The organism is Knoellia tibetensis (assembly GCF_048606415.1).
In the GTDB taxonomy this organism is placed as follows: domain Bacteria; phylum Actinomycetota; class Actinomycetes; order Actinomycetales; family Dermatophilaceae; genus Knoellia; species Knoellia tibetensis.
Genome location: NZ_JBMBWF010000001.1, coordinates 433,489 through 459,908 on the forward strand (window position 1 = coordinate 433,489; position 26,420 = coordinate 459,908).

At 71.0% G+C, this 26,420-nt stretch carries 20 protein-coding genes; 5 read left to right on the top strand and 15 right to left on the bottom strand.

Features of this window, described 5'->3' with window-relative positions; translation table 11 throughout:
• Nucleotides 1-6 precede the first annotated feature (6 nt).
• Nucleotides 7-2,607, bottom strand: a complete 2,601-nt coding sequence (gene glgP / locus ACOJV7_RS02045; RefSeq protein ID WP_420188495.1) for an alpha-glucan family phosphorylase — start codon at nucleotides 2,605-2,607, stop codon at nucleotides 7-9.
• Between the two features lie 109 nt (nucleotides 2,608-2,716).
• Between glgP and ACOJV7_RS02050 the strand changes: the two genes are divergently transcribed.
• From ACOJV7_RS02050 to pgm, 5 genes are read left to right on the top strand one after another with little or no spacing between them, the layout of a single operon-like run.
• Nucleotides 2,717-4,762, top strand: coding sequence for an alpha-1,4-glucan--maltose-1-phosphate maltosyltransferase (locus ACOJV7_RS02050; RefSeq protein WP_420188496.1), 2,046 nt, complete (start codon nucleotides 2,717-2,719; stop codon nucleotides 4,760-4,762).
• A 4-nt stretch (nucleotides 4,763-4,766) separates the two neighbouring features.
• Nucleotides 4,767-6,497, top strand: a complete 1,731-nt coding sequence (gene treS / locus ACOJV7_RS02055; RefSeq protein ID WP_420188497.1) for a maltose alpha-D-glucosyltransferase — start codon at nucleotides 4,767-4,769, stop codon at nucleotides 6,495-6,497.
• On the top strand, nucleotides 6,490-7,983 hold the full coding sequence (locus ACOJV7_RS02060) for a maltokinase N-terminal cap-like domain-containing protein (protein ID WP_420188498.1): 1,494 nt from the start codon (nucleotides 6,490-6,492) through the stop codon (nucleotides 7,981-7,983). The genes treS and ACOJV7_RS02060 overlap by 8 nt, the downstream gene beginning before the upstream one ends.
• Nucleotides 7,980-10,358 carry a 1,4-alpha-glucan branching protein GlgB gene (gene glgB, locus ACOJV7_RS02065; RefSeq protein WP_420188499.1) on the top strand — a complete coding sequence of 793 codons (2,379 nt, stop codon included), beginning with the start codon at nucleotides 7,980-7,982 and terminating at the stop codon, nucleotides 10,356-10,358. The genes ACOJV7_RS02060 and glgB overlap by 4 nt, the downstream gene beginning before the upstream one ends.
• Entirely contained in the window at nucleotides 10,355-12,019 is a 1,665-nt protein-coding gene (gene pgm / locus ACOJV7_RS02070) for a phosphoglucomutase (alpha-D-glucose-1,6-bisphosphate-dependent) (protein ID WP_420188500.1), read from the top strand. The genes glgB and pgm overlap by 4 nt, the downstream gene beginning before the upstream one ends.
• An 86-nt stretch (nucleotides 12,020-12,105) precedes the next feature.
• Here pgm and ACOJV7_RS02075 read toward each other — a convergent pair whose 3' ends face one another.
• The 14 genes from ACOJV7_RS02075 to ACOJV7_RS02140 all read right to left on the bottom strand — a co-directional run bounded on the left by ACOJV7_RS02075 (nucleotide 12,106) and on the right by ACOJV7_RS02140 (nucleotide 26,396).
• Nucleotides 12,106-12,417 (bottom strand): hypothetical protein, encoded by a 312-nt coding sequence (locus ACOJV7_RS02075; RefSeq protein WP_420188501.1) that lies wholly within the window; start codon nucleotides 12,415-12,417, stop codon nucleotides 12,106-12,108.
• A complete protein-coding gene (locus ACOJV7_RS02080) occupies nucleotides 12,417-12,629 on the bottom strand; it encodes a hypothetical protein (RefSeq protein ID WP_420188502.1) in 213 nt (70 codons plus the stop codon). The genes ACOJV7_RS02075 and ACOJV7_RS02080 overlap by 1 nt, the downstream gene beginning before the upstream one ends.
• On the bottom strand, nucleotides 12,626-13,879 hold the full coding sequence (locus ACOJV7_RS02085) for an ATP-grasp domain-containing protein (RefSeq protein WP_420188503.1): 1,254 nt from the start codon (nucleotides 13,877-13,879) through the stop codon (nucleotides 12,626-12,628). Before ACOJV7_RS02085 ends, ACOJV7_RS02080 begins: the two co-directional genes overlap by 4 nt.
• A 63-nt stretch (nucleotides 13,880-13,942) precedes the next feature.
• Nucleotides 13,943-14,689 carry an esterase family protein gene (locus ACOJV7_RS02090; RefSeq protein ID WP_420188504.1) on the bottom strand — a complete coding sequence of 249 codons (747 nt, stop codon included), beginning with the start codon at nucleotides 14,687-14,689 and terminating at the stop codon, nucleotides 13,943-13,945.
• Between the two features lie 5 nt (nucleotides 14,690-14,694).
• Nucleotides 14,695-15,747 carry an alpha/beta hydrolase gene (locus ACOJV7_RS02095; RefSeq protein ID WP_420188505.1) on the bottom strand — a complete coding sequence of 351 codons (1,053 nt, stop codon included), beginning with the start codon at nucleotides 15,745-15,747 and terminating at the stop codon, nucleotides 14,695-14,697.
• Nucleotide 15,748: 1 nt separating this feature from the next.
• Complete coding sequence (locus ACOJV7_RS02100; protein WP_420188506.1) at nucleotides 15,749-16,783, bottom strand: tetratricopeptide repeat protein; 1,035 nt, start codon at nucleotides 16,781-16,783, stop codon at nucleotides 15,749-15,751.
• A gap of 74 nt (nucleotides 16,784-16,857) precedes the next feature.
• Nucleotides 16,858-17,865: a hypothetical protein gene (locus ACOJV7_RS02105; protein ID WP_420188507.1), complete on the bottom strand. Its 1,008-nt coding sequence runs from the start codon at nucleotides 17,863-17,865 to the stop codon at nucleotides 16,858-16,860.
• Nucleotides 17,862-18,545 carry a hypothetical protein gene (locus ACOJV7_RS02110; RefSeq protein ID WP_420188508.1) on the bottom strand — a complete coding sequence of 228 codons (684 nt, stop codon included), beginning with the start codon at nucleotides 18,543-18,545 and terminating at the stop codon, nucleotides 17,862-17,864. Before ACOJV7_RS02110 ends, ACOJV7_RS02105 begins: the two co-directional genes overlap by 4 nt.
• Nucleotides 18,546-18,708: 163 nt before the next feature.
• Nucleotides 18,709-19,245 carry a MarR family winged helix-turn-helix transcriptional regulator gene (locus tag ACOJV7_RS02115; protein ID WP_420188509.1) on the bottom strand — a complete coding sequence of 179 codons (537 nt, stop codon included), beginning with the start codon at nucleotides 19,243-19,245 and terminating at the stop codon, nucleotides 18,709-18,711.
• Between the two features lie 25 nt (nucleotides 19,246-19,270).
• Complete coding sequence (locus ACOJV7_RS02120; protein WP_420188510.1) at nucleotides 19,271-22,018, bottom strand: sugar-binding protein; 2,748 nt, start codon at nucleotides 22,016-22,018, stop codon at nucleotides 19,271-19,273.
• Nucleotides 22,019-22,100: 82 nt separating this feature from the next.
• On the bottom strand, nucleotides 22,101-22,904 hold the full coding sequence (locus ACOJV7_RS02125) for a carbohydrate ABC transporter permease (protein ID WP_420188511.1): 804 nt from the start codon (nucleotides 22,902-22,904) through the stop codon (nucleotides 22,101-22,103).
• Entirely contained in the window at nucleotides 22,904-23,800 is an 897-nt protein-coding gene (locus tag ACOJV7_RS02130; protein WP_420188512.1) for a carbohydrate ABC transporter permease, read from the bottom strand. Before ACOJV7_RS02130 ends, ACOJV7_RS02125 begins: the two co-directional genes overlap by 1 nt.
• Nucleotides 23,800-25,164, bottom strand: a complete 1,365-nt coding sequence (locus ACOJV7_RS02135; protein WP_420188513.1) for an extracellular solute-binding protein — start codon at nucleotides 25,162-25,164, stop codon at nucleotides 23,800-23,802. Before ACOJV7_RS02135 ends, ACOJV7_RS02130 begins: the two co-directional genes overlap by 1 nt.
• On the bottom strand, nucleotides 25,161-26,396 hold the full coding sequence (locus ACOJV7_RS02140) for a PfkB family carbohydrate kinase (protein ID WP_420188514.1): 1,236 nt from the start codon (nucleotides 26,394-26,396) through the stop codon (nucleotides 25,161-25,163). The genes ACOJV7_RS02135 and ACOJV7_RS02140 overlap by 4 nt, the downstream gene beginning before the upstream one ends.
• Nucleotides 26,397-26,420: the final 24 nt, after the last annotated feature.

A 26,420-nucleotide genomic window follows, 5' to 3' on the forward strand; every position in this document is an offset into this window, starting at 1 on the left:
GCTGGGTCAGGCGGTGGCGACGAGGCCGAGGCTGGCGGGCGTCGCGAGGCCGGCGTGCTTGGGCACGACCCGCACGGTGTAGCCGAACGCGCCACTCGTCTTGAGCACGAGGTCGCCGGAGAACTGGTGACGGCCCTGCTCGTAGGTCTCGGAGTGCTGCAGCGGCAACGTCGTCACGTCGTGCAGCTCGTCGCCGCGGTGGTTCGTGCGCCCGTGCGCCACCTGGACCTCGACGTCGGCGGGGCCGAGCCCGTCGAGCGAGACGTAGGCGTTGACGTGCAGCGTCTCCCCGATCTCGGGGCTGTCGCCGAGACCGGTCGACTCGACGTGGTCGACGCTCACCTTGGGCCAGGCCTCCTTGACCTTCGTCGCGTATGCCGCGAGGTCGCGTGCGCCGGCGAAGTCACCTTCGCGCAGGGCCCAGCCGGAGCGAGCGGCGGGGACGTAGAGGCGCTCGGTGTACTCGCGCACCATGCGGCTCGCCCGGACCTTGGGGCCGAGGGTCGACACCGTGTGCATGACCATGGCGAGCCAGTTCTGCGGGAGGTTGTCCTCGTCGACGTCGTAGAAGCGCGGCGCGACCTGGTTCTCGATGAGGTCGTAGAGGGCGTTGGCCTCGATGTCGTCACGACGGTCGGGGTCCTCGACGCCGTCGGCGGTCGGGATCGCCCAGCCGTTGTTGCCGTCGAACCACTCGTCCCACCAGCCGTCGAGGATCGAGAGGTTGAGGGCGCCGTTGAGGGCGGCCTTCATGCCCGAGGTGCCGGACGCCTCGAACGGGCGCAGCGGGTTGTTGAGCCACACGTCGCAGCCCGGGTAGAGGTGCTGTGCCATCGCGATGTCGTAGTTCGGCAGGAACGCGATGCGGTGACGGACCTCGGGGTCGTCGGTGAACTTGATCATCTGCTGGATGAGCTGCTTGCCGGTCTCGTCGGCCGGGTGCGACTTGCCGGCGATGACGATCTGGATCGGGCGCTCGGGGTCGAGCAGCAGCTTCTTGAGGCGCGCGGGGTCGCGCAGCATGAGCGTGAGCCGCTTGTAGGTCGGCACCCGGCGGGCGAAGCCGATCGTGAGGATGTCGGGGTCGAGGATCTCGTCGGTCCAGCCGAGCTCGGCCGAGGACGCGCCGCGCTGGACCCACGACGCCCGCATGCGGGCACGGGCCTCGCGGACGAGCTGCTCGCGCAGCTCGCGCTTGGTCGCCCACACCTCGTCGCGCGGCAGGTCGGCCATGGCCCTCCACGAGTCGGTGTTGTCGAGCACGGTCGTGTCGATGTTGACCGCGTCGGAGTGACGGTCGGCGAGCTCGAAGACCTTGCGGTCGACCCAGGTCGGGCTGTGGACGCCGTTGGTGATGCTCGTGATCGGCACCTCGTCGGCGTCGAAGCCCGGCCAGAGGCCGTCGAACATGTCGCGGCTCACGACGCCGTGGAGCTGGGAGACGCCGTTGGCACGCTGGGCGATGCGCAGCCCGAGGACCGCCATGTTGAAGACCGCGGCGTCGCCGCCCTCGTAGGTCTCGGCGCCGAGCGCGAGGAGGCGGTCGAGCGGCACGCCGGCGGGGGCCAGGTCGCCACCGAAGTAGATCTCGATGAGGCGGCGCTCGAACCGGTCGATGCCGGCGGGCACGGGCGTGTGCGTCGTGAAGACGGTTGCGGCCCGCACGGCCTCGAGGGCCTCGTCGAAGGAGAGGTCGGAGCCGGTGACGAGCTCGCTGATCCGCTCGACGGCGAGGAAGCCGGCGTGGCCCTCGTTGGAGTGGTAGACGTCCGGCGTCGGGGCGCCGGTGAGGCGGGACCACAGGCGCAGGGCGCGGACGCCGCCGATGCCGAGGAGCATCTCCTGCTGGAGGCGCTGCTCGCCGCCACCGCCGTAGAGGCGCTCGGTCACGGCCCGGGCCGCGTCGTCGTTGCCGGTGACGTCGGAGTCGAGGAGGAGCAGCGGTACGCGGCCGACCTGGGCGCGCCACACCTGGGCGCGCAGCTCACGGCCGCCGGGGAGGCCGAGGACGATGTGGCACGGAGTGCCGTCCTCCTCGCGCAGCAGCGACAGCGGCAGGCCGTCGGGGTCGAGGACGGGGTAGTCCTCCTGCTGCCATCCGTCGCTGTTGAAGCTCTGGCGGAAGTAGCCGGTCTTGTAGAAGAGGCCCACGCCGACGATCGGCACGCCGATGTCGGAGGCCGACTTGAGGTGGTCGCCGGCGAGGATGCCGAGGCCACCGGAGTACTGCGGCAGCGCGGCGGCGATGCCGTACTCCGGGCTGAAGTAGGCGATCGACGACGGCGCACCGGCCTCACCCTGCTCCCCGGACCACTGCTGGTACCAGCGGTCCTCCCCGAGGTAGCGGTCGAGGCCCTGCTTGGCCTCCTCGACCCGGGCGACGAAGGCGTCGTCGGCGGCGAGGGCCTCGAGCTCCTCGACCGTCGTCGCCGAGAGCATGGCCACCGGGTCGGCGCCGACCGAGGCCCACCGCTTCGGGTCGATGCTCTCGAAGAGGTCGCGCAGCGGCGGGTGCCAGCTCCAGCGCAGGTTCATCGCGAGGTCGCCCAGCGGGGCGATGCGGGCGGGCAGGACGGGGCGGACGCTGAAGCGACGGATGGCCTTCACGAGGGTGCACCCTAGGTCACACCGGGCCTTGGCGGAAACGTTTCCGCCGACTGTTTCCTCCCGCGGTCACAACTCGTCCCCGACGGCGACGGGACGATAGCGTCGGCACGTGACCGCCACGCCACTGAGTACTCCTCCCCAGTCCCCGATCGGCCGCATCCCCGTCCTCGACGTCGAGCCCCTCGTCGACGGAGGGGCCCGACCCACGAAATGCGTGGTCGGAGAGCAGTTCGTCGTCACCGCGACCGTCCTGCGCGAGGGGCACGACGCCGTCGCGGCCTCGGTCGTGCTCACCGATCCCGACGGTGTCGACCACGTCTCGCCGATGGTCTGCACCAACCCCGGGCTCAACGCCTGGGAGGCCACGGTCTCCGCGGATCGTCCCGGCATGTGGACGTTCCGCGTCGAGGGATGGTCCGACCCGTTCGGCACGTGGGAGCACGACGCGACCGTCAAGATCCAGGCCGACGTCGACACCGACCTCATGCTCGCCGAGGGCGCGCTCCTCCTCGAGCGCGCCGCCGAGTCCGCCGGCCGGCTCCCCGAGGGCCGCGACGTCGTCCTCGCCGGGCTCACCGCCCTCACCGACGACAGCCGCCCCCCGCTGGTGCGCCTGTCGGCCGTGACGCACGGACCCGTGCACGAGGAGCTCACCACCACCCCGGTGCGGGACATGGTGAGCCCGAGCACGGCATACCCGTTGCTCGTGGAGCGGGAGCTCGCGCTCACCGGCGCGTGGTACGAGTTCTTCCCCCGCAGCGAGGGCGCGGTCTACGACGACACGACGCACGAGTGGCGCTCGGGCACGCTGCGCACGGCCGCCAAGCGCCTCACCGCCGTCGCCGGCATGGGCTTCGACGTCATCTACCTCACCCCGATCCACCCGATCGGGTCGGCGGCCAAGAAGGGCCCCAACAACACCCTCGACGCCGGACCCGAGGACCCGGGCAGCCCCTACGCCATCGGCTCCCCCGACGGCGGGCACGACGCGATCCACCCCGACCTCGGCACGTTCGAGGACTTCGACGCCTTCGTCGCCGAGGCGCGCCGGCTCGGGCTCGAGGTCGCCATGGACATCGCGCTCCAGTGCTCCCCCGACCACCCGTGGGTCCAGGAGCACCCCGAGTGGTTCACGACGCGCGCCGACGGGACGATCGCCTTCGCGGAGAACCCGCCGAAGAAGTACCAGGACATCTACCCGCTCAACTTCGACAACGACCCCGAGGGCGCCTACGCCGAGATGCGCCGGATGGTCCAGGTCTGGATCGACCACGGCGTGACGCTCTTCCGCGTCGACAACCCGCACACCAAGCCCGTCGAGTTCTGGCAGTGGCTCATCCAAGACGTCGCCCGCGACCACCCGGAGATCATCTGGCTGTCGGAAGCGTTCACGAAGCCGGCGATGATGCGCACCCTGGCCAAGGTCGGCTTCCAGCAGAGCTACACCTACTACGCGTGGCGCAACACCAAGCCCGAGCTCCAGGAGTACGTCGAGGAGCTCGCCACCGAGACCGCGCACTACATGCGGCCCAGCTTCTGGCCGACGACGCACGACATACTCACGCCCTACATGCAGTTCGGCGGGCCGGCGGCGTGGAAGCTGCGCGCAGCACTCGCCGGAACCCTCGTGCCGACCTACGGCATCTACGCCGGCTACGAGCTCATGGAGCACGTCGCCCGCCCGGGCGCCGAGGAGCAGATCGACAACGAGAAGTACCAGTACAAGAACCGGCACTGGGAGGACTACGAGCCCGGCGGGGCCAGGGAGGGCCAGTCCCTCGCGTGGTACCTCAGGCGGCTCAACGAGATCCGGCGCGCCCACCCGGCGCTGCACTGGCTGCGCAACATCACGTTCCACCACGTCGACGACGAGAACATCATGGCGTTCAGCAAGCGCCGCGTCGTCCCGGCTGACCCGACGACCGGCGCCCCCGAGCACGAGGACGTCGTCATCGTCATCGCGAACCTCGACCCGCACAGCACCCGCTGGAGCCGCGTCGTCTTCGACATGCCCGCCCTCGGCCTTCACCCCGACGAGGGCTTCCGCGCGCACGACCTCATCACCGACCAGTGGTGGGACTTCCTGCGCGAGAGCATGGTCCACCTCGGACCGGACCACGAGCCGGTCCACATCATCGAGCTGAAGAGGTACTGAGAACGTGACGGCGACGCAAGGACTCGGACTCCACCAGCCGGGGCTCAAGCACGACCCCGAGTGGTTCAAGACGGCCGTCTTCTACGAGGTGCTCGTCCGAGCCTTCGGTGACTCCAACGGGTCCGGCGCCGGCGACTTCCAGGGCGTCGTCAACCGGCTCGACTACCTTCAGTGGCTCGGCGTCGACTGCCTGTGGCTGCCGCCCTTCTACGCGAGCCCCCTGCGCGACGGCGGCTACGACATCGCCGACTACACGCAGGTGCTCCCCGAGTTCGGCACCATGCCCGAGTTCCAGCAGCTCATCACCGAGGCGCACGCCCGCGGCATCCGGATCATCACCGACTTCGTCATGAACCACACGAGCGACCAGCACCCGTGGTTCCAGGCCTCCCGGTCCGACCCCGAAGGCCCCTACGGCGACTTCTACGTCTGGTCCGACACCGACGACAAGTACACCGACGCGCGCATCATCTTCATCGACACCGAGACCTCGAACTGGACCTTCGACCCGATCCGGCGCGAGTTCTTCTGGCATCGCTTCTTCTCGCACCAGCCGGACCTCAACTTCGAGAACCCGGCGGTCCACGACGCGATGTTCGAGGTCGTGCGCTTCTGGATGGACATGGGCATCGACGGCTTCCGCCTCGACGCCGTGCCCTACCTCTACGAGGAGGAGGGCCACAACGGGGAGAACCACCCGAAGACCCACCAGTTCCTCGCCAAGCTGCGCAAGATGGTCGACGAGGAGTACCCCGGCCGCATCCTGCTCGCCGAGGCCAACCAGCCGCCGGCCGACGTCGTCGACTACTTCGGCACCGAGGACGACCCCGAGTGCCAGATGTGCTTCCACTTCCCGGTCATGCCGATGCTCTACTACTCGCTGCGCGAGCAGCGGGCGCAGCCGATCATCGACGTCCTCGCCGAGACGCCGTCGATCCCGTCGGGCACGCAGTGGGGCACCTTCCTGCGCAACCACGACGAGCTCACCCTCGAGATGGTGACGCCGGAGCAACGCGCCGCGATGTACGGCTGGTACGCCCCCGACCCACGCATGCGCGCCAACGTCGGCATCCGCCGGCGCCTCGCTCCCCTGCTCGACAACAGCCGCCCCGAGATCGAGCTCATCCACGCGCTCCTGCTCTCGCTGCCGGGCTCGCCGTGCCTCTACTACGGCGACGAGATCGGCATGGGCGACAACATCTGGCTCAACGACCGCGACGCCGTCCGCACGCCGATGCAGTGGACGCCCGACCGCAACGCCGGCTTCTCCGCGGCCGACCCGGGGAAGCTCTACCTGCCCGTCATCTCCTCGCTCGTCTACCACTACAACGGCGTCAACGTCGAGGCGCAGATGGCGACCGGCCACTCGCTGCTGCACTGGCTCCGCGGCATGCTCGGCGTCCGCCGGCTGCACCCCGCGTTCGGCCTCGGCGACTTCGTCATCACCCCGACCGACAACGAGTCGATCCTGGCCTTCACCCGTTCGTGGGGCGGTGACCGCGACCACCCGGGCGAGACGGTGCTCTGCATCAACAACCTCTCGGACAAGCCCCAGGCGGCGACGATCCAGCTGCCCGAGGACATGGGCGAGAAGGAGCTCTTCGACCTCTTCGGCGGCGCGAACTTCCCGTGGATCGCCGCCGACGGCCGTGTCACGATCACGATGGGCAGCCGTGACTTCTTCTGGCTGCGCGTCGGTCAGGAGAGCCGTTCGGAGGCGCAGCACCGTGGCTGAGCTGCACAAGGGCGCCACCCTCACGCCGACCAAGGTCGAGCTCGTCGCGTCGTGGATGGGCTCACAGCGCTGGTATGCCGCCAAGGGCACCTCCCCGGTCGTCCATCGCCTCGCGTCGTGGAGACTCGGCGACCCGGCCGGCGAGGTCGGGGTCGAGGTGCTCGTCGTCTCGGACGCCTCGGGACCCGCGCCGGTCGTCTACCAGGTTCCGCTCACCTACCGCGGAGCCCCTCTCGAGGGTGCCGAGCACGCCCTCGTCGGGACGATGGAGCACTCCGTCCTCGGGCGCCGCTGGGTCTACGACGCACCCCACGACCCCGTGTATGCCGGCCAGCTCCTCGAGCTCGTCCAGGGCCGGGTGCGTGCGGAGTCCACCGCGCAGAGCGATGCCCACGACGACACGGTCGTGGCGACTCCGGGCGCCGCCTGGTCGCGCGACGTGCGCGTCGTCGGCTCGCGCGTGCTCTCGGGCGAGCAGTCCAACACCTCGGTCATCCTCGACTGCGAGGACACGTCCGGTGCGCCGGTTCCGGTCATCGTCAAGGTCTTCCGCATGCTCTCGACCGGCGAGAACCCCGACGTCGTCCTCCAGTCGGCGCTGCGCGAGGCCGGCTGTGCCCGCGTGCCGGCCGTCGTCGGGTCGGTCGCCGGGCAGTGGCCCGAGCCCGACGCGTCGGGTGAGGCGTCTGCGGAGGGTGGGCGAACGGCATACGGGCACTTCGCCTTCGCGCAGGAGTTCCTGCCCGGCGTCGAGGACGCGTGGCGCGTGGCCGCTGCGGCCGTGCGCTCGGGCGAGGACTTCAGCGGCCCGGCACGCGCGCTCGGCGAGGCGACAGCCGAGGTGCACGCGACGCTCGCCGAGTCGCTCGGCACCACCCCCACCGACCCGCAGGTCGTCCGCGAGATCCTCGGCGGCATGCGTCTGCGCTATGCCGCGGCGGCAGCCGAGGTCGGCGCGCTCGAGGAGCTGGAGGACGCCGTCGGGGCCGTGCTCGACGCGGCCGAGGGCGCGAGCTGGCCTGCGCTGCAACGGATCCACGGTGATTACCACCTTGGTCAGGTGCTCCACACGCCCGACGGCGGGTGGGTGCTCCTCGACTTCGAGGGCGAGCCGCTTCGGCCCCTCGCCGAGCGCAACCAGCCCGACCAGTGGATCCGCGACATCGCCGGCATGCTCCGCAGCTTCGACTACGCCGGAGGCGCCGTCGAGCACGAGAGCGGCGGCTCGGCCCGCGAGTGGGTCACGAGCGCGCAGCAGGCCTTCCTCGACGGCTATGCCGCGACGGCCGGTGAGGACCCCCGTGACCGCGCGGCCCTGCTCGCGGCCTTCGAGCTCGACAAGGCGATGTACGAGGTCGTCTACGAGGTTCGCAACCGACCCTCGTGGGTAGACATCCCCCTCGCCGCCGTCCAACGGCTCGCATCCGGCTTCCATCAGGACGCCGACGCCCAGCACTCCCCGGCACACCAGGAGGACACCCCGTGACCCCGACCCCCGCGCACGACGTCAGCGGTGCGATCAACGCGCTCATCCACGGGCGCCACCAGCAGCCGCACGACCTGCTCGGCCAGCACCTCGAGGACGGCGGGCTGCGCATCCGAGCGATGCGCCCGATGGCCGCCTCGGTGCGGGTGCGCTTCGCCGACGGCGAGGAGCTCGCGCTCGAGCACGAGGCCGAGGGAGTCTGGTCGGCCGTGCGTCCGGGAACGACCGAGACGATGGACTACCGGCTCCTCGTGGACTGGGGCGACGGCTACGAGCACGTCCAGGACGACCCCTACCGCTTCGCGCCCACGCTGGGCCAGATGGACCTTCACCTCGTCAACGAGGGGCGGCACGAGCAGCTGTGGACGGTGCTGGGTGCGCGGGTGCACGAGTACCCCGGACCGCTCGGCACGGTTCGAGGCACGTCCTTCGCCGTGTGGGCCCCGCGCGCCAAGGCCGTCCGGGTCGTCGGCGACTTCAACGGCTGGGACGGCCGGATCCACCCGATGCGGCTCATCGGCAGCAGCGGCGTCTGGGAGCTCTTCGTGCCGGATGTCGGTGAGGGTTCGGTCTACAAGTACGAGATCCGTGGCGCCGACGACATCGTGCGCACCAAGGCCGACCCGATGGCGCGCCGCACCGAGGAGCCACCGCTCACCGGCTCGGTCGTCGACGAGGCGCGGCACACGTGGAGCGACTCCGAGTGGATGACCAAGCGGGCGGAGTCGAACCCGCACTCCGGGCCGATGAGCGTCTACGAGGTCCACCTGGGCTCGTGGCGCCAGGGCCTGACCTACCGCGAGCTCGCCGAGCACCTCGTCAACTACGTCGTCGACCTGGGGTTCACCCACGTCGAGTTCCTGCCGGTCATGGAGCATCCCTACGGCCCGTCGTGGGGCTACCAGGTGACCGGCTACTACGCCCCGACCTCGCGGTTCGGCACGCCCGACGACTTCAAGTTCCTCGTCGACGCACTGCACCAGGCGGGCATCGGCGTCATCCTCGACTGGGTGCCCGGCCACTTCCCGCGCGACGAGTGGGCGCTGGCCCGCTTCGACGGGCTCCCCCTCTACGAGCACCCGGACCCCAGGCGCGGCGACCAGCCCGACTGGGGCACCCACATCTTCGACTTCGGCCGCCTCGAGGTGCGCAACTTCCTCGTCGCCAATGCGCTCTACTGGCTCGAGGAGTTCCACATCGACGGGCTGCGGGTCGACGCCGTCGCGTCGATGCTCTACCTCGACTACTCGCGCAAGGACGGCGAGTGGCTGCCCAACGTGCACGGCGGCCGTGAGCACCTCGAGGCGATCGGGCTGCTCCAGGAGACCAACGCCACGGCCTACAAGCGGGTCCCCGGCATCGTGACGATCGCCGAGGAGTCGACGTCGTGGCCGGGCGTCACCAAGGCGACGAGCGAGGGTGGCCTCGGCTTCGGGCTCAAGTGGAACATGGGATGGATGAACGACTCGCTGCGCTACCTCGGCGAGAACCCCTACGACCGCCAGCACCACCACGGTCTGCTGACGTTCGCGCTCATGTATGCGTTCAGCGAGAACTACGTCCTGCCCATCAGCCACGACGAGGTCGTCCACGGCAAGGGCTCGCTCGTCAACAAGGCACCGGGCAACCGCACCGACCAGCTCGCCACCGTGCGCGCCTTCCTCGCCTACATGTGGGCGCACCCGGGCAAGCAGCTCCTCTTCATGGGCAACGAGTTCGCCCAGCCGAGCGAGTGGGCCGACGGCAAGTCGCTCGACTGGTGGCTGCTCGACCAGCCCGCGCACTATCGCGTGCACAACCTCGTCAAGGAGCTCAACCGCGTCTACCTCGAGCACCCGGCGCTCTGGGCGCTCGACAGCCAGCCGGCCGGTTTCGAGTGGCTCGACGCCGACGACAACACCGGCAACACCTACTCGTTCGTCCGCTTCGCCGAGCCGTCGCGCCATGGCGGCGACGTCGTCGCGTGCGTCGTCAACTTCGGTGGCGACTCGAAGGAGTGGCTGCGCGTCGGGGTGCCCTCGGGTGGGCAGTGGCGGGTCGTGCTCGACACGAGCGGCTACGACCAGCACGGCACCCCGAGCCAGGCCGACCTCGTCCTCGACGCCGTCGAGGAGCCGTGGAACAACCAGCCCTTCCACGTCGTCGTGCGGGTCGCCGGACTCACCGCCATCTACCTGGCGCCCGTCGTGGAGGACGGCGCCGGCGACGGACAGGACACCGCGGAGGAGCCGGTCGTCATCGAGCCCGCCCCGTCCCGCCCCCCGGCCCCGCAGGAGTCGGTGAAGGCGGACGTGCCCGCGCCAGGGACGGCGTCGAAGATGCGGCACAGGACCGTCACCATCCCCACCCCGGCGATCGAGGAGCAGGAACGATGACCGAGTTGCGCGCGGGACAGCCGGCCCAGCCCTCCGACCTCGTCGACGTGCCGCACCTCGTCACGTCCTACTACGCACTCAAGCCGGACCCCGACAACGTCGACCAGAAGGTCGCCTTCGGCACCTCGGGCCACCGCGGAAGCTCGCTCAACACGGCCTTCAACGAGGACCACATCCTCGCGACGACCCAGGCGATCGTCGACTACCGCCGCGAGCAGGGCTTCGACGGGCCGCTCTTCCTCGGGCGGGACACCCACGGCCTCTCCGAGCCGGCGTGGGCCTCGGCCCTCGAGGTGCTCGCGGCCAACGACGTCACCGTGCTCGTCGACTCGGCCGACCGCTACACCCCCACCCCCGCGGTGTCGCACGCGATCCTCGTCGCCAACCGTGGCATGGTCACCGGCGTCGACCGTATGCCGACCGGCGCGGGTCTCGCGGACGGCATCGTCGTCACGCCGTCACACAACCCGCCCAGCGACGGTGGCTTCAAGTACAACCCGCCGCACGGCGGCCCCGCCGACTCGGACGCGACGAAGACCATCGCCGCCCGCGCCAACGAGCTGATCAAGGGCGGGCTCAAGGACGTCAGGCGAATCCCGTTCTCGCGAGCGCGTGCCGGCGCGACGGCATACGACTTCCTCGGGACCTACGTCGACGACCTGCCCTCGGTCGTCGACATCGCGCGGATCAAGGAGGCGGGCGTCCGCATCGGTGCCGACCCGCTCGGTGGTGCGGCGGTCGACTACTGGAGCGCCATCGCCGACCGGCACGGCATCGACCTCACGGTCGTCAACCCCCTCGTCGACGCGACCTGGCGCTTCATGACGCTCGACTGGGACGGCAAGATCCGGATGGACTGCTCCTCCCCCAGCGCCATGGCCTCGCTCATCGGGCGCAAGGACGACTACGACATCGCCACCGGCAACGACGCCGACTCCGACCGCCACGGCATCGTCACGCCCGACGCCGGTCTCATGAACCCCAACCACTACCTCGCGGTCGCGATCCAGTACCTCTACGGCGGAGCGCGACCGCAGTGGCGCGACGACGGGTTCGTCGGCAAGACGCTCGTGTCGAGCTCGATGATCGACCGGGTCGCCGAGGACCTCGGTCGACGCCTCGTCGAGGTGCCGGTCGGGTTCAAGTGGTTCGTTCCCGGACTGCTCGACGGGTCGGGCCCGTTCGGCGGCGAGGAGTCGGCGGGTGCGTCGTTCCTGCGGATGGACGGCTCCGTGTGGACCACCGACAAGGACGGGATCATCCTCGCGCTGCTCGCCTCCGAGATCCTGGCGGCGACCGGCAAGAGCCCGAGCGAGCACTATGCCGAGCTGACAACGAAGCACGGCGCACCGGCATACGCCCGCATCGACGCCCCCGCGAACCGCGAGCAGAAGGCCCGCCTGGGGGCGCTGACCCCCGACGCGGTGAGCGCCGAAAGTCTTGCGGGAGAGGCGATCACGGCCAAGCTCACCGAGGCGCCGGGCAACGGTGCCGCCATCGGCGGGCTCAAGGTCGTCACCGAGTCGGCGTGGTTCGCGGCCCGGCCGAGCGGCACCGAGGACGTCTACAAGATCTATGCCGAGTCGTTCAAGGGCGAGGAGCACCTGGCGCAGGTGCAGGCCGAGGCCAAGGAGGTCGTCGGCGCGGCCCTCGGGAGCTGACCGCGACCGGGCGAGCCAGACGTCGACGAACCGACCACCCAGAGGTGGTCGGTTCGTCGATGTCTGGCTCCCTCGGCGAGCTCGCCTCAGCCGGCGCGCACCCGCGTCTGAGCGAGAGCGACCAGCGCCACCCGCTCGCCCGTCGGCTCGGTGGTCCCGGTCGCCGACGTGGTGAGGACGGCGCGCCCGGACATCGTGACCCGCCCTCCCCCGCCGACGACGCGGATAAGGACGCACGGAGGCGTCGCCGGACAACCCACGACGGTGTAGACGGTGTCCACGGTCATCACCGGCGCTCCGCCCGCGCCCACCCGTGACGGGCCACCGCCCACGGGCATCGCCCGGCCCCCGTGGGGACAGGTGACGACAGCGGCGGCGGTGACCACCTGGTCGGCCATCAGGTCACCTCGAGCGCACCGTCGTTGACCTCGACTGCCGGCCCGCGCATCCGCACGACGGCACCCTTGCCGTTGTCGAGCGTGATCCCGTCGTCGTCGAGCGTGATGCTGGCGCCGCCCCTCACCCGGACCGTGATCGTCTCGGGCAGCTCGTCCTCGCCATCACGCTCGCGGTCGTCGCCGTCCTCGTGGCGACCTCTGTCCCGGCTCACGACGCCAGCCGGTGCTGCTCGTCGCTGAGCCACATGCCGAGCAGCCCACCGAAGTGACCCTCGAACTTCTCCCACTCGTGTGTCGGGTAGGTCTGGTGGATCGTCGTCTGGAGCAGCTTGCGGAACTCGTCGGACCCGACCCACTCGTGCACCATCTCGTCGACGTGCGGAAGCGAGGTCTCGCAGAACTCCCGGTAGCGCTCGGTCTCGAAGTGGTCGTCCGCCAGACCTTGGTATGCCGTGAGCTTGGCCGAGTAGTCGAGCCCCTCGTCGTCGGCGACCGCGAACCACGGGTCGGTGTCGACCTGGGTGCGCGCCTTGCGGCCGGTGACGACGCAGAAGACCGACCAGCGCAGCAGCGCCTTCATCGCCCAGGGGAAGTAGTAGTGGAGCGAGGTCACGGCGACGTCGGGACAGGCGTTGGCGTAGTCGATCGGATAGACGACGCCGTCGCGCACGAGCATCTCGCAGGAGTTGAACTCCCACCGGAAGAAGGCGTTGACGGTCTGGGCGATGGTGACCGCCTCGCGGCCGGTCTCCTCGGCGAGGAAGCCGTGCTCGACGGCATACCGGTTGTGCATCGGCTGGTCGGGCTGGAACTTCATCGTCATCGTCTCGGGCCCGATGGTGAGCGCGCGGGCGAAGACCTCGAACCCGTCGACGGCCTTCTGGAGGTGCATGAGCATCTCGCCGGAGTCGTCGTAGGCGTGGTGCAGCGCCTCGCGGTCCTTGATCATCGAGACGCCGCGCCAGGCCCCGCCGTCGAAGGGCTTCATGAACATCGGGTAGCCGAGCTCGTCGGCGATGGCGTCGAGGTCGAAGCCCTTGTTGTAGCGGCTCGACGTGTAGGCCCAGCGCGCGTTGTCGACGGGGTTCTTGTAGGGCACGAGCACGGTGTCGGGCACGTGCATCCCGAGCCGCATGAGCGCGCAGTAGGCCGAGTGCTTCTCCATCGACTGGAACGTGAACGGGCTGTTGAGCAGGTAGACGTCGTCCATGAGGGAGACCTTCTTGAGCCACTCACGGGGGTGGTAGTACCAGTGCGCGAGCCGGTCGATGACGAGGTCCTGCCGCGGCCGGTCACGCAGGTTGAAGGGCTCGATGGTGAGCCGCTCCGAGCTCACCCGGTGGTCGGCACCGTCGGCCGTGCGGATCACCCCGAGCCGCCTGGCCAGCGCCTCGAACGCCGTCGGCCAGTCGTCCTCCGCGCCGAGCAGGAGCCCGATGAGGTGGTCGGTCTTCGGTGCCATGTGCGGTCCCTTCGTCAGGTGCTGGGGTGGTCCGGTCGGGCGGTGCTGCTCTCGGTCGAGCGGTCAGACGAAACGTGGCAGGTGGTGGGCGAGCTGGCGGCGCCACCACGGCCAGTCGTGGGCGCTGTCGTGCCCCCAGACGTCGAGCTCGTGGCGAATCCCCCTGTGCGCCAGCACGTCCGCGAAGGCGCGGGTCTGCGGCAGTGCCTGCGTGGGAGACACCTCGAAGGGCCCCTCCCCCACGACGAGCAGCACCGAGAGCCGCGAGCGCAGCCACTCGAGGTGCTCGCCGTGCAGACCGGGCACGTATGCCGTCGGGTTGGCTAAGTAGGTCGCCTCACCGAGGTCGCCCCACGAGTTCCACGTCGTCGGGTCGTAGTTGCCCGAGAAGCCCATCGCGAGCGTCGCGACGTCCGCGCGCTGGAGCGCGAACTGCACGGCGTGGTAGGCGCCGAGGGACACCCCGAAGGTGATGAGGTCGAGCGTCCCGCCGGTCTCCCTTGCGATCCAGGGAACGACCGACTCGTCGAGCCATGCCTGGTAGGTGCCGTGGCGGGCCGCGCGCTCGTCGGTGGGCACGGTGTTGTCGGACCACGTGAAGCCGTCGATGGAGTCGACGGCGAAGATGCTCACCCGGCCGGCGTCGACGAGGTCGCGCACGGCGTCGAGCATGCCGTTGGCCTCGAAGTCGTCCGCGCTCCCGCGTTCGCTCGGGAAGGCGAGCAGCGGTCGGCCCCAGTGGCCGTGGCGCACCACCCGGAGGCGGGCGTCGTGGCCCGGCACGGGGAGGAGGACCTCGGCCTGTGGCATGCGCCCTATCCTTGCGCGTTCCCCCACAGGTCGCGCAACACCTGGGTGAGATGTGGGTCGAGCGCGTCGCGCCACGCGGTGTAGTTGTGCAGGTCGGCGACCTCGGTGTGGGTGACGTCGTGACCGGCTCGGCGCAGCGCCGCCGCCATGTCGCGGTTGTTGGCGGCGTTCTCCTCGAGCGCCCCGCACGTCATGCCGATCCGCAGCGGGCGGTCGGTCTCGCGGGTGTCGATGATCTCCTGCACGCGGCGCGAGATCCGCCCGAAGTACTTGTAGTCGCTCTCCTGACCGTCGTGCCGGGCCTGGAAGAACGAGCCGGACTGGCTGAAGACGCCGCCGATCTCGGGCACGTCGAGCATCCCGACGAGCAGCGCGGTGAGGCCGCCGAGGCTCGCGCCCATGACGACGACGGGCCCGTCGATGGGTCCGTGCTCGTGCAGGCGTGAGATCCCTTGTCCCGCAATGGTCCTGAGGTACTTCGGCGAGCCGGAGTACCACGCGTCGCGCAGGACGGGATGGGTCAGGGCGACCCGGTGCGGCGGCAGCTCCCCGGCGGCGATCTTGGCCGCGGAGAACTGGATGATGGAGGCGAGCTGGTCGTACTCCGGCCCGTCGTGGACGAGGAGCAGCGGCAGCGGCCGGCCCTCCGTCCCCTCCGGCGCCCACACGGTCACCGGCACGTCGTCCGTGGTCTCGCCCTCGAGCGCCATCGGGGTGAGGGTCCCGGCAACCGCAGGGGCCGACAGCCAGGACGGGACGGCATACCCGGGCATCTCCATGACCGAGCGGGAGCCGAACGCGGTCTCGACAGTGACCGGGTTGTCCGGGTCGAGGACCGTCTCCATGCCGATCCCCATGGGGAGCGTCCGGGTCACGGTGAAGCGGTACTCGATGCGCTGGAGGTCCGGGCGCGGCAGCGCGAGCTCCCAGTGGTCGTCGACGAGGGTGAGCTCACGGCTGCCGGCGATGACCGGGTCGCAGTCGAGCAGCACGGCGACCACGTCGTCGCTCGCGGGGTAGCGGAAGCGGACGTGGTCGTCGAGCAGCTTGGGAGGCACCTCAGAAAAGGGCGTTCATGAGCGCGGTGCGGCCCTTGCGCACGCGCTCGTCGTGGTTGCCCACGACGCTGAACAGCTCGAGGAGGTGGGTGCGGACCTTGTCGCGCTCGGCGCCCTCGGTGGCCCGGACCGTGTCGATGAGGCGGGTGAAGGCGTCGGCGACGTGGCCGCCGAGGACGTCGAGGTCGGCGACGGCGATCTGCGCGTCGACGTCCTCGGGCGAGGCCGCGGCCGCGGCCCGCACCGCTTGGGCGTCGATGCCGTCGGTCCGCTGCATGAGACGCACCTGGGCCAGGCCGAGCTCCGCCTCGTGGTCCTTGGGGTCGGCCGCGAGGGCTTTCTCGTATGCCGTGGCGGCCGCCTCGAGGTCACCCCGGTCGATCGCGTCGTAGGCCTCCTGGATGAGCGGCGGCAAGGGCGGCATCTCGTCGTCGTCGGCGGAGGCGTCTCCGGCCGGACCGAGGTCGACGCGGCCGGTGATGCCGTTCTGGACCGCTGCCTGGACGAGCTGGTCGAGCACGAGGCCGATCTCCTCGTCCGGCGGGATGCCGGGGAAGAGCGGCACCGGCTGGCCCTGGAGGAGGCCGAACGTCACCGGCACGGTGAGCTGGCCGAAGGCCTGGACGATGACCTGCTGGAAGGCCTGGAGGATCGCCGGTGAGGTCTGGACGTCGGCCGAGACGACGAAGACGCGCCCCTCGAGCCGGGCCGCGGCGGCGGCGACGCGCTCGGCGAGACCGACGGTCTGCTCGTGGGCCGACGACCACAGGACGAGGACGGCCGGGACCTTGAGGGTCCGGTTCATGACCTCGGAGAAGGTCGCGTCCGTGACGTCGACGAGCAGGCCCTCGGGCAGGCCGTTCGGCGCCGGGGCACCGGCCGAGCCGGCCGGCGCGGAGGGCGCACCCGGCGCACCCGGCGCACCGGCGGGTCCGCGGCCGGCTCCGGGCTGTCCGGCAGGGGCGGCGCCGCGGCCGAGGGCCGAGAGGTCGATGGCGCCTCGCGCGCCCGAGGGAGGAGTGGGGGTGCTGCTCATGGGCTCGATTCTGTCAAAGGCCGACCCGACCTCGCGCCCGGGGCGCGAGGTCGGGTCGTCAGGGACCTGCGTGGTCACTCAGCCGTGGCGGAGACGATCTGCTCGTCGGCCCCGACGGTCGTCGCGGCGCCCTTGGCGGGCACGACCATGACGATGCTCTCGAGGCTCGTGACCGTCAGGCTCTTGCTCGCCTTCGACCTGCCGACGAGCTTGCTGTAGGTCGCCGGGATGACGAGCTCCTTGGCAGCGGCGCTCGCCGTGACGACGTCGCGACGCGTGAGCTGGCCGAACGTCACCGTCCCGCCGTCGGCCAGGCGGAAGGCGATCGTCGCGTTGGCGACCGGGGCGTGCGCCTGGCTGAAGCTCGCGAGCGTGCCGAGCGACTTCACCTGGGCCGCGGTGGACGTGCGCAGCGCGTTGGCGTAGGCGTCCTTGGTGCCGACCGCCGGGTTGGCGACCGGCTTCGGGTAGGCCAGCCCACCGGCATACGCGGCGATCGCCTGGGCGGGAGCGATCGGTGCACCGGCCTTGTCGTCGGCCTTGACGAGCGGCGCGCCCTGGGCGAGGTCGCCCATGCCGGGCACGCTCGTGCCGGCGAGCATCGGGACCGAGGCATAGACCTTGAACGGGTCGGTCGCCGCCTTCGACATGAGGACGTGCAACGTCTGGGTCTTGCTCGCCTCGTCGAGGGTGCCGACGAGGATCGCCCGCGGCCACTCCTTGCCGCGGGAGACGGCGACGACCTGCGGGTCGGTGGCCTTCTGCAGCGGGTCGGACGCGACCACCGAGCCGAGCTTGGTCGCGGCCTGCGCCTGCGCCAGCGCGGCGTCGGCGAGGACGGCGCTCTGGGCCTTGGCGGCCTCGGCGCCCTTGGCGGCGCGGGCGGCGGCGGCGGCGTCGAGGACGCGGCTCGCGACGTTCTCGGCGCCGTCGACGTTGAGCGGGGCGACGTCGGTGCGCTCGGCCGGAGCGTCCTTGACGCCGACCACGGCGTTGCCGACGCCGCAGCCGGTGAGGGCCAGCGCGGAGACGAGGACGACGAGGGGGGCGGTCGTCGCACGACGGGTGGTTCGGGTCCTCATGCGTTCTCCTCCTCGCGCGTCGCGGGCAGCGTGGCGGCGGGCTCCGTGTCGGCGTGCGCCGTGTCTGGGGTCGTCGTCGCGATGCGGCGCCGGCGGGTGCTCCACAGCAGGCTCGCACCGCTGAGGAGGAGGAAGAGGCCGACGAGGGCCGCGATGACGGACTGGACGAACCAGGACTTGCGCTCCCACGTGACGTCGACGCGCTCGATCTGGCCCTCGGTCGCCTGCGCGATGACGGTCTCGGGCGCGTTGGCCTGCTCGATGGTCATCGTGACGGCGCCGTCGCCGGTCTCGGTGTTGCGCCACACGTCGGTGCCCGCGAGCGCCGGGGCGGCGCCGTTGCCGGTGTTCGCGGTCTCGAGCTGCCACGGGCGGGTGCTCACTCCGGTGACGGTCGTGTGGGCGCTCTGGCCCAGCACCGCCTTGGCGTCCGACGGCGCGGCCGCGGCGAGCCACACGGTGCCACCGCTGCGCGGGGTGGCCGTGACCTTGACGTCGCCCTCGACGCGGTTGAGGACGGTCTGGGGGACGAGCACCGGCGTGGTGCCGGAGGCCGGCGAGCTGAAGGTCGCGGTTCCGCTTCCACCGAGGTGGGCGGCGTACCAGAGGCCGACGGCGGTGAGCACCACGCCCAGGAGGGCGAGGAGGCCACCGGCGACCCGCTTGGCGAGCGTGGGCATGCGTGGTCCTTTGGTTGCATCAGGGATGGGACCGAAATGTCTCATTTCGGTCACGGACTTCCCTCAACCATGACAAAGGACGGTGGCCGGGGCCAAATCCCGGGGGGCCGGGAACCTCGCAACCCCACACCGCGCGGGGCGGCGACGAGGCGGGGGCCGCGCGTCAGGAGGACCGCGCGTCCGGTCCCTCGACGAAGTCGCCCGCGGCCACGCGCACGCCCCTGAGCAGGGAGAACAGCGCGTCCTGTTCGTCGGGCGACAGCATCCCCAGACCGAAGTTGACCGACTCGAGGTCGGCCGTCGTCGCCTCCATGGCCGCCCGGCCGGTGTCGGTGATCACAGCGATCGCGCCACGGCGGTCCTGCGGGTTGGGGACCCGCTCGACGAAGCCCTGCGCGACGAGTCGCTGGATCGTGTTCGTCGCGCTCGTCGGGTGCACCATGAGGCGCTCGCCGATGCGACCCATCGAAAGCCGCCCCTCACGGCTGAACGCGAGCAGGACGAGCGCCTCGTAGCGGGCGAAGGTGAGGCCGTGGCGGCCGGCGATGGCGTCGAACTCGGTGATGAGCAGCTGCTGGACGCGCATGATCGACGTCGCCGTGACCATGGGGCGCGAACGGCTGCCCTCGCCCCACCGCGCGCGCCAGAGGCTCCCGGCACGCGCGATGGGGTCGAAGGGCAGCCTGAGGTCCTTGGGCACAGGAGCAAACTAGCCGCCCGTCACCTCACTTCGGAGTCGCCGTCGACGAGAACGTCCCTCCCGTCCCGTCGTCCCAACCGAGCAGGACCGACGCGTTCGCGCCGAGCGCCCTCGTCAGGGGCACGGTGACCGTGACGAGGCCGGAGCGCGGGCGGTCGACGGCGGTGACGAGGCGTCCCGCGATGCCGTCGGCGTCCTGGACCGTGATGTGCACCGTCCCGGGGTCACGCACCCGCAGCCGCAGCTCGACGGAGGCGCCGCGCACCTTGGCCTTGTCGACCCACGCGATCTCGTCCTCGCTGGACGAGGGACGGCCGGCGAGAGCGACGTTGGTGCGCACCGCCTGCTCGATCGACTGCGGCGAGTCCACCGACTGCAGCGCCTCGGTCGGGATGACCGGGTCGGCCGGTGTGGTCGGACGCCCGGCCGGCGGGACGTAGCCCACGAGCCGCACGTCGCCCCAGCGGTAGGGGTCGCCCTGCACGCCGCCCCAGACCGACCAGCCGATGCGGGTCTGCCCGGTCTTGTCCTGGGTGTCGGAGTCATACGGCAGCACGTTGAGCCCCATGTGCCCCGGGTCGACGGCGCTCGGGAGCAGCGACATCGGGATCGAGGTCTCGACGACGTAGCCGGTGTAGGGCTGCGTCACCGTCGAGGCGACCTTCATGCCGGGGGCCGTCGTGGGCCCGTCACCCTGGTGGGCGTCGGCGTCACGAAGGTGGCAGGGGCCACCCTCCGCGGTCCACGGCAGGATCGCCGCCTTGAAGGTCGTCGACGTGTTCTCCGACGTGCCGCGCGGGTCGATGGCGATCTCGACGGCGTCGGTGCGCCAGTGCCGCTTGCAGTCGCTCGTCGCGAGCGGCGTGCCCTTGACGTCGTCGGTGACGGTCACGGCGACGAAGAGCGTGTCGTCGCGCCAGGCGACCTGCGCCGTCGCCGAGCAGTCGGCCGCCGACGAGCAGGCCTCACCCTCCCAGCGACGCGAGACGTCGAGGACGGGGCCGGCATACTCCCCCGCGGAGACGACACCGTCCACGGTCGGTGCGGTGGCCGCCTGCGGGACGGTCGCGGTGGGCACGAGCTCGAACGCCTGCTGCGTCGTCCCTGTGGCCCCGCTGCTCGTCGTGTCGATGGTGTAGAGGTAGTCGCCACCGGTCCCGCCCTCGACCGAGGTCCGGAGCGAGGTGTCGGTGTTGGTCGCGGTGAACGTCACCTTCGTCGTGGCGCCCGGAGCCAGACCGGCGTATGCCGTCGTCGCCGGCGTCATCGTGAACCCGGCGGGCGGGCGCGGGGTCACCGTGCCGGACTGGACCGCCGCGCTGTGGTTCGTCACCGCGACCTCCACCGTCCGGCTGCCCCCGGAGGCGAGGGTGAGGACGGGACGGACGATGTCGGCGAGGGCGTCGGCGCCCACCTCGCGGGTCCACGCGTGAAACTGCGCGACCTGCGGCAGGAGCTGCTGCGTGGCCGTGACGGGCGCGCTGACGAGGACGGGCTCGTCCTGGTATCCCGTGCCACCGGCGGCGTCGACGAAGGCCTGAACCCGCACGCGGGTGCCGACGGGAGCACCGGCGGCGGGAGTCACGGTGAAGCTGGCCTCCCGAGTGGCGCCGGCCGGGACGGACCCGAGGGCGCCGCTGCCCGCGACGGTCCACCCCTCGGGAACCGCGAGGCGGGCCATGGCGGCACCCAGCGCGGAGCCGGCCGGTGAGGTGGCGCCCACCGTGACGGTGAAGGGCGCACCCGGCTGGACCCGGAAGCGGTCGGTCTCGACCGTCATGCCACTGCCGAGTGGCAGCCCACCGGCGACCGGCAGGAGCGAGCCCTCGAGCGGCGCCGAGTTCGTGAAGGCCGCGTCGGCGCCCCAGCGGGGCAGCGGCGTGCGCGAGTCGACAAGTGTGAGGTAGTCGCAGCCGAGCTGAGCCGGGTTGGTCGACACGTCGGGGAAGCCGGCCCAGCCCTGCGAGGCGTAGACCCGCTGGGCGTCGCGCTCGACCGCGGCCCACGTGCGGCCATCGGGCGACGGCGTGCCGGACCAGACGCCGTGGACGGTCTGGCTCGGGTCGGCGGGGACGAACGCCTTGGCGCAGCCCGGACCGTTGGCGCTCGTTCCGTTGGCGGCCCGCATCCAGATCCGGTCCGGCGAGAAGGGCTTGAGCCCTTCCTTGGTGATCTGCTCCGGGAACCGCGAGGGGTCACCGGCCGCGTGGTAGGCCTCGACGGCGATCCGGGCCGCCTCCTGGTGGTTGCCGTGCTGGCCCGGCGACGGCGCCGGGTTCATCGTCACGAGCACCTCGGGCCGGGTCTGGCGCAGGATGCGCACCGTCTTGGCGAGGGTCTCCTCGTGACCCCACACCTGGGCGGTGAGCGGCTCGCTCACGGTGTAGTAGAAGTCGACCTCGTCGAGGTTGTAGACGTCGGTGATGCCGGCCTTGGCGACGGCCTGCCGCTCCTCGCGCTCGCGGATGAGCCCGAGGGCCGGGCCCTCCTCCGGGCCGACGGCGTTGCCGCCACCCTCACCGCGGGTGATCGTGACGACTCCGGTCGAGACGTCGTGGTCGGTGCCCCACTGGCCGAAGGTCGAGAGCGTGCTCGCCTCGTCGTCCGGGTGGGCGCCGATGAACATCGCGTCGAGGTCGGCGGGTGGGCCGGAGGACGTCGTCGCGTCCGGTGGATTCGGGCCCTGCGCCGCGATGGCGGCGGTGGGCAGGGCGAGGGCGGCGACGACGGCGGCTGCCGTCGCGACGCCTCTGCGGCGCTGTGCGTGTGACATGGGTTCCTCCCCATCGGGTGCGCTCGCGCGGTCCTGCCGGGGGCCGTCGTCCTCGCGAGCGCTGTGGGGGCGGCGGCGTTCCTCAGTCCTTGACCGCCCCCTCGAGCATCCCGGCGATGAAGTGCCGTTGGAGGAAGAGGTAGACGATGACGACGGGCAGGGCGACGATCGTCGCGCCGGCCGCGAGCAGGGCGTAGCCCTGGGTGTACTGGCCCGAGAAGAAGCCGAGTCCGAGCGGCGCCGTGCGCAGGGCCTCGTTCGTCGGGACCATGACGAGCGGGATGAGGAACTCGTTCCACGTCCACATGAAGGTGAGGACGACGAGCGTGACGATCGCCGGGCGTGACAGCGGCACGAGGACCTGCCAGAGGATCCGGCTCGTCGACGCCCCGTCGAGCCGGGCGGCCTCGATGATCGAGCGCGAGCTCGCCCGGAAGGCGGCTCGCAGCCAGAAGGTCCCGAACGCCACCGACTGCGCGACCTGGGGCAGGGCGACCGCCCAGAAGGTGTCGGTGAGGCCGACCGCGCGCAGGTCGAAGAACAGCGGGACGACGATGGCCTCCGCGGGCATCATGATGCCGATGAGCATGAGGTAGAAGAGCGCGTCGGCACCGCGGAAGCGCATCGTCCCCAGGGCGTAGCCGGAGAGGACCGACAGCACCGTGCTCACGGCGACGACGAACGTCGAGACGAGCAGGCTCGTGCGCAGGTAGCTGCCGAACCGGCCGATCTCCCACGCCTCGGCGAGGTTGCCGAGCCCACCCGGCGCCTCGGCGTCGGGTTGGAGCCCGGCGACGACGATGCTGAGCACCGGCCAGATCGCGAAGACCGCGAAGGCGACGAGGATGACGTAGTTCATCGTCCGCTCGGAGGTGGAGACCCGCATCAGTCGGCCACCCTGTCGCCGACCCGGGTGATGCCGAAGCTGATCGCGAAGATGATGACGGTGAGGACGACGCCGATCGTGCAGGCGAGCCCGACCTGACCGATCTCGAACGCCTGCCGGTAGACCTCGTAGCTCGGCACCGTCGTCTGGTGGCCCGGACCGCCTGACGTCGTCATGTAGATGAGGTCGAAGGTCTTGAGCGCGGCGATGACGGTGAGGGTGAGGGCGACTGCGATCTCACCCCGCACCGACGGCAGCGTCACGGTGAAGAACTCACGCACCGCGCCCGCACCATCGAGCCGCGCCGCCTCGTAGAGCTCACGCGGGATGCGGCCCATCCCGGCGAGGAGCAGCACGGTGACGAGCCCGCTCTCGAACCACGTCCCGATGAGCCCGACGGCGGGCAGGGCGAAGGCATACTCCCCCAGCCACCCTCGCGTCCACGACTCGAGCCCGACGGCGGTGAGCACCGAGTTGATCGTCCCGTCGGGGGCATAGATCCGGCGCCACGCGACGGCGATGACGACCATGGCGACGACCTGCGGGAGGAAGACGACGGTCCGGAAGAACCCGAGCCCGCGCACGCTCGCCCGGTGCAGCACCGATGCCAGCACGAGCCCGACGACGAGCGGCACGACGGCGAAGAAGAGCATGAGCACGAGCGCGTGGACGAACCCGGCGCGCAGCCGCTCGTCGGTGAGCACCTCCTGGTAGTTCGACAGCCCCGCCCAGGTGCCGACCGTCAGCCCGTCCCACTCGAAGAGGGACAGGTGGACGGCCCGCAGCAACGGGTAGAGGGCGAAGACGGCATACACGAGGAGAGCCGGCAGGACGTAGAGGTAACCGATCCTGCGGGGCTCCCCCGGTGGTCCGAGCGAGCGCGTGCGCGACCCCATCACTTCGCGGTGAAGTCGCCGTAGTCCTTCTGGAGCGCCTCGAGCGCCTTCTCCGGGGTGGCCTTCTTGGCGAGGAGGTCCTGGAGCGTCGCGCCGAGGGTGTCACCCATCGTCGGCGTCGCCCAGTCGAGGTAGGGCACGAGACCGTCGTCCTTCGACACCGTCCCGAAAGCCGTGAAGACGTCGGTGCCGAGCGCGTCGGGCGCCTTCTGCTCGGCCGTCTCGACGACCGGCAGGTTGCCGTTGTCGGCGAGGACCTTCATCGCCTCCGGGCTCGTGATGAAGTTGATGTATGCCGCGGCGGCGTCCTTGTTCTTCGCCTTCTCGGTGATGGCGAAGGGCAGGCCCGACCCACCGGTCGTCACCGGGGTGCCACCGGCCTCGGGTGCGGGCGGGAGCATGAACTTCACGTCGGTCTTCATCGCCGACGACAGGTCGGCCTGGAGCCACGAGCCGGCGATGAGGAAGAGGCCCTGGCCCTTGGTGAAGCCCTGCCACGCGGGGTCGTAGTCCTGGCCGTTGAAGCCGGAGTTGAAGTAGCCCTTGTCCACCCAGTCCACGAGCGTCTGGGCGGCCTTGGTGTTCTCGGGGGTCACCCAGCTGCCGCCCGGCTGGCCGAAACCGAGCTTGCGGATGTCCTCGGCCTTGGTGAACCGGCCCTGGACGACACCGAAGACGTGGCCGGCGGGCCACTTCTCGAGGTTGCCGAGAACGAGCGGGACCTCGCCCTTGGACTTGGCCGTCGCGAGGGCGGCGTCGAAGTCGGCCCACGTCTTGGGCGGGTTGATGCCGAGCGTCTTGAGCTTGGCGTCGTTGTAGAAGATGCCGACGACCTCGCCGACCTGTGGCATGCCGAAGAGGGAGCCCGAGCCGAAGGTCTTGCCGTCGGGCGAGTAGGACGCGACGTTGCGGACGGACTGCGGGTAGCGCTTGTCCCACCCGTATGCCGTGGCGTAGGGGTCGAGGTTGACGAGCTGGCCGGCCTTGACGAACTCCCCCATCTGCGAGCGGGTGTTGTTGGCCTGCACGACGTCCGGGGCGTCGGCGCCGGTGAGCGCGAGGCGCAGGGTCTTGACGAGGTCGTCGAAGGAGCGCGAGACCCGCTTGATCTTGATGTTGGGGTACTTCTTCTGGAACTCGGCGTTGAGGGTCGACATCTGCTTCTCCTGGCCGCCGCGCACCTCCTGGTCCCAGACGGTGAGCGTGACGTCGCCGAGGCTCGCCGCGTCGGTCTTGACGGCTCCGGGCGTGGGCGACGCCGAGTCGCCCGAGGAGTCGTCGGACCCCCCGCCTGGGGCGCAGGCGCTCAGCGCCAGGCCGGCGCCGGCGACGAGTGCGACCAGCGTGGTGCGCGTGCGGTTCATGGGGTCTCCTTGAGAGGCAGGGTGGTGACGGGTGCGTCGGGGACGGTGGCTGGGCTGGCGGTCTGGTCGGCCGCCGAGGGAGCGCGAACGTCCTGACCGGACGCCTCGGAGGCGGCCTGGGCGTCGGACAGCTTGGCGATCGTCGCCGCGGCGCGGCGCACGGCCCCCGAGGGGACGTCGGCGACGAGGTCGTCGAGGAAGGAGAAGCGGCGCTGCACCGAGCGGGCCGCGGCGTTCGACGTCGGCTGGCGGCGCACGCGCTGCCACCAGTCGGCGATGTCGCCCCAGCCGGGTGCGGCGAGCGAGCCACCGAACTCCTGCACGGCCAGGCTCGAGCAGAGGGTCGCGAAGTTCATCCGGTCGAGCAGCGGCCAGCCGGCGAGGGTGCCGACGAGCATCCCCGCGTCGAAGACGTCACCGGCGCCGGTCGGGTCGATCGCCTCGACGCGCAGCGCGGGCACGACCGCCTCCTCGCCCGTCCCCGAGTCGATGGCCACGGCTCCCTCGCGCCCGTTCGTGACGACGGCGAGCGGCACGAGGTCGGCCAGCGCATAGAGCGCGTCGTGCGCGGAGTCGGTGCGGGTGTAGGCCATCGCCTCAACCGAGTTGGGCATGAACGCGTGGCACTCCTCGAGCTGGGCGAGCACCTGCGGTGACCACACCCCCGTGGGGTCCCAGCCGACGTCGGCGAAGAGCAGGGCGCCGCCGGCAGCGGCGACGTCGGCCCACTCGCGTTCGGGGTGCCCCTGTCCGAGGGGCCGCTCGGCGTCGAGGTCGAGGAGCACCGACCGGGCCCGGGGCACGGCGCCGATCATGTCGGTGGCCGACTCCGGCGCCGCGTGCCCGTGGGTGATCATCCGGCGGTCGCCGTGGACCGAGACCGAGACCGTGACGGGGGTGTGCCAGTGCGGGTAGCGACGCGAGCGGGAGAGGTCGATCCCCTCCTGCTCCTCGAGGGAGCGCCAGCAGAACTCGCCGTAGTCGTCGTCGCCGAAGGCCGCGCCGATCGAGGTGTTGAGCCCGAGCCGGGCCGCGGCGACGCCGAGGTTGGCGATGCCGCCCGGGCACGACCCCATGCCTTCGGCCCACACCTCGGTGCCGCTCTTGGGCATCGCCGAGAGCCCGGTGAAGATGATGTCGAGGAAGACCGTCCCCTGCACGAAGACATCGACGCCGGGGTCGTCGGCGCGCCTCAGCGAGGCGAGCGGGTCGTACGTCTGGTCCACCGGCACCTCGTCATCGTGGCCCGTTCGCGG

Coding starts and splice junctions, on each gene's coding strand:
- ACOJV7_RS02135 (WP_420188513.1), bottom strand. CDS start 25,164: ATGAACCGCACGCGCACCACGCTGGTCGCACTCGTCGCCGGCGCCGGC.
- ACOJV7_RS02130 (WP_420188512.1), bottom strand. CDS start 23,800: ATGGGGTCGCGCACGCGCTCGCTCGGACCACCGGGGGAGCCCCGCAGG.
- ACOJV7_RS02085 (WP_420188503.1), bottom strand. CDS start 13,879: ATGGCACCGAAGACCGACCACCTCATCGGGCTCCTGCTCGGCGCGGAG.
- ACOJV7_RS02100 (WP_420188506.1), bottom strand. CDS start 16,783: ATGAGCAGCACCCCCACTCCTCCCTCGGGCGCGCGAGGCGCCATCGAC.
- ACOJV7_RS02090 (WP_420188504.1), bottom strand. CDS start 14,689: ATGCCACAGGCCGAGGTCCTCCTCCCCGTGCCGGGCCACGACGCCCGC.
- ACOJV7_RS02105 (WP_420188507.1), bottom strand. CDS start 17,865: ATGAGGACCCGAACCACCCGTCGTGCGACGACCGCCCCCCTCGTCGTC.
- ACOJV7_RS02075 (WP_420188501.1), bottom strand. CDS start 12,417: ATGGCCGACCAGGTGGTCACCGCCGCCGCTGTCGTCACCTGTCCCCAC.
- ACOJV7_RS02120 (WP_420188510.1), bottom strand. CDS start 22,018: ATGTCACACGCACAGCGCCGCAGAGGCGTCGCGACGGCAGCCGCCGTC.
- pgm (WP_420188500.1), top strand. CDS start 10,355: ATGACCGAGTTGCGCGCGGGACAGCCGGCCCAGCCCTCCGACCTCGTC.
- ACOJV7_RS02110 (WP_420188508.1), bottom strand. CDS start 18,545: ATGCCCACGCTCGCCAAGCGGGTCGCCGGTGGCCTCCTCGCCCTCCTG.
- ACOJV7_RS02125 (WP_420188511.1), bottom strand. CDS start 22,904: ATGCGGGTCTCCACCTCCGAGCGGACGATGAACTACGTCATCCTCGTC.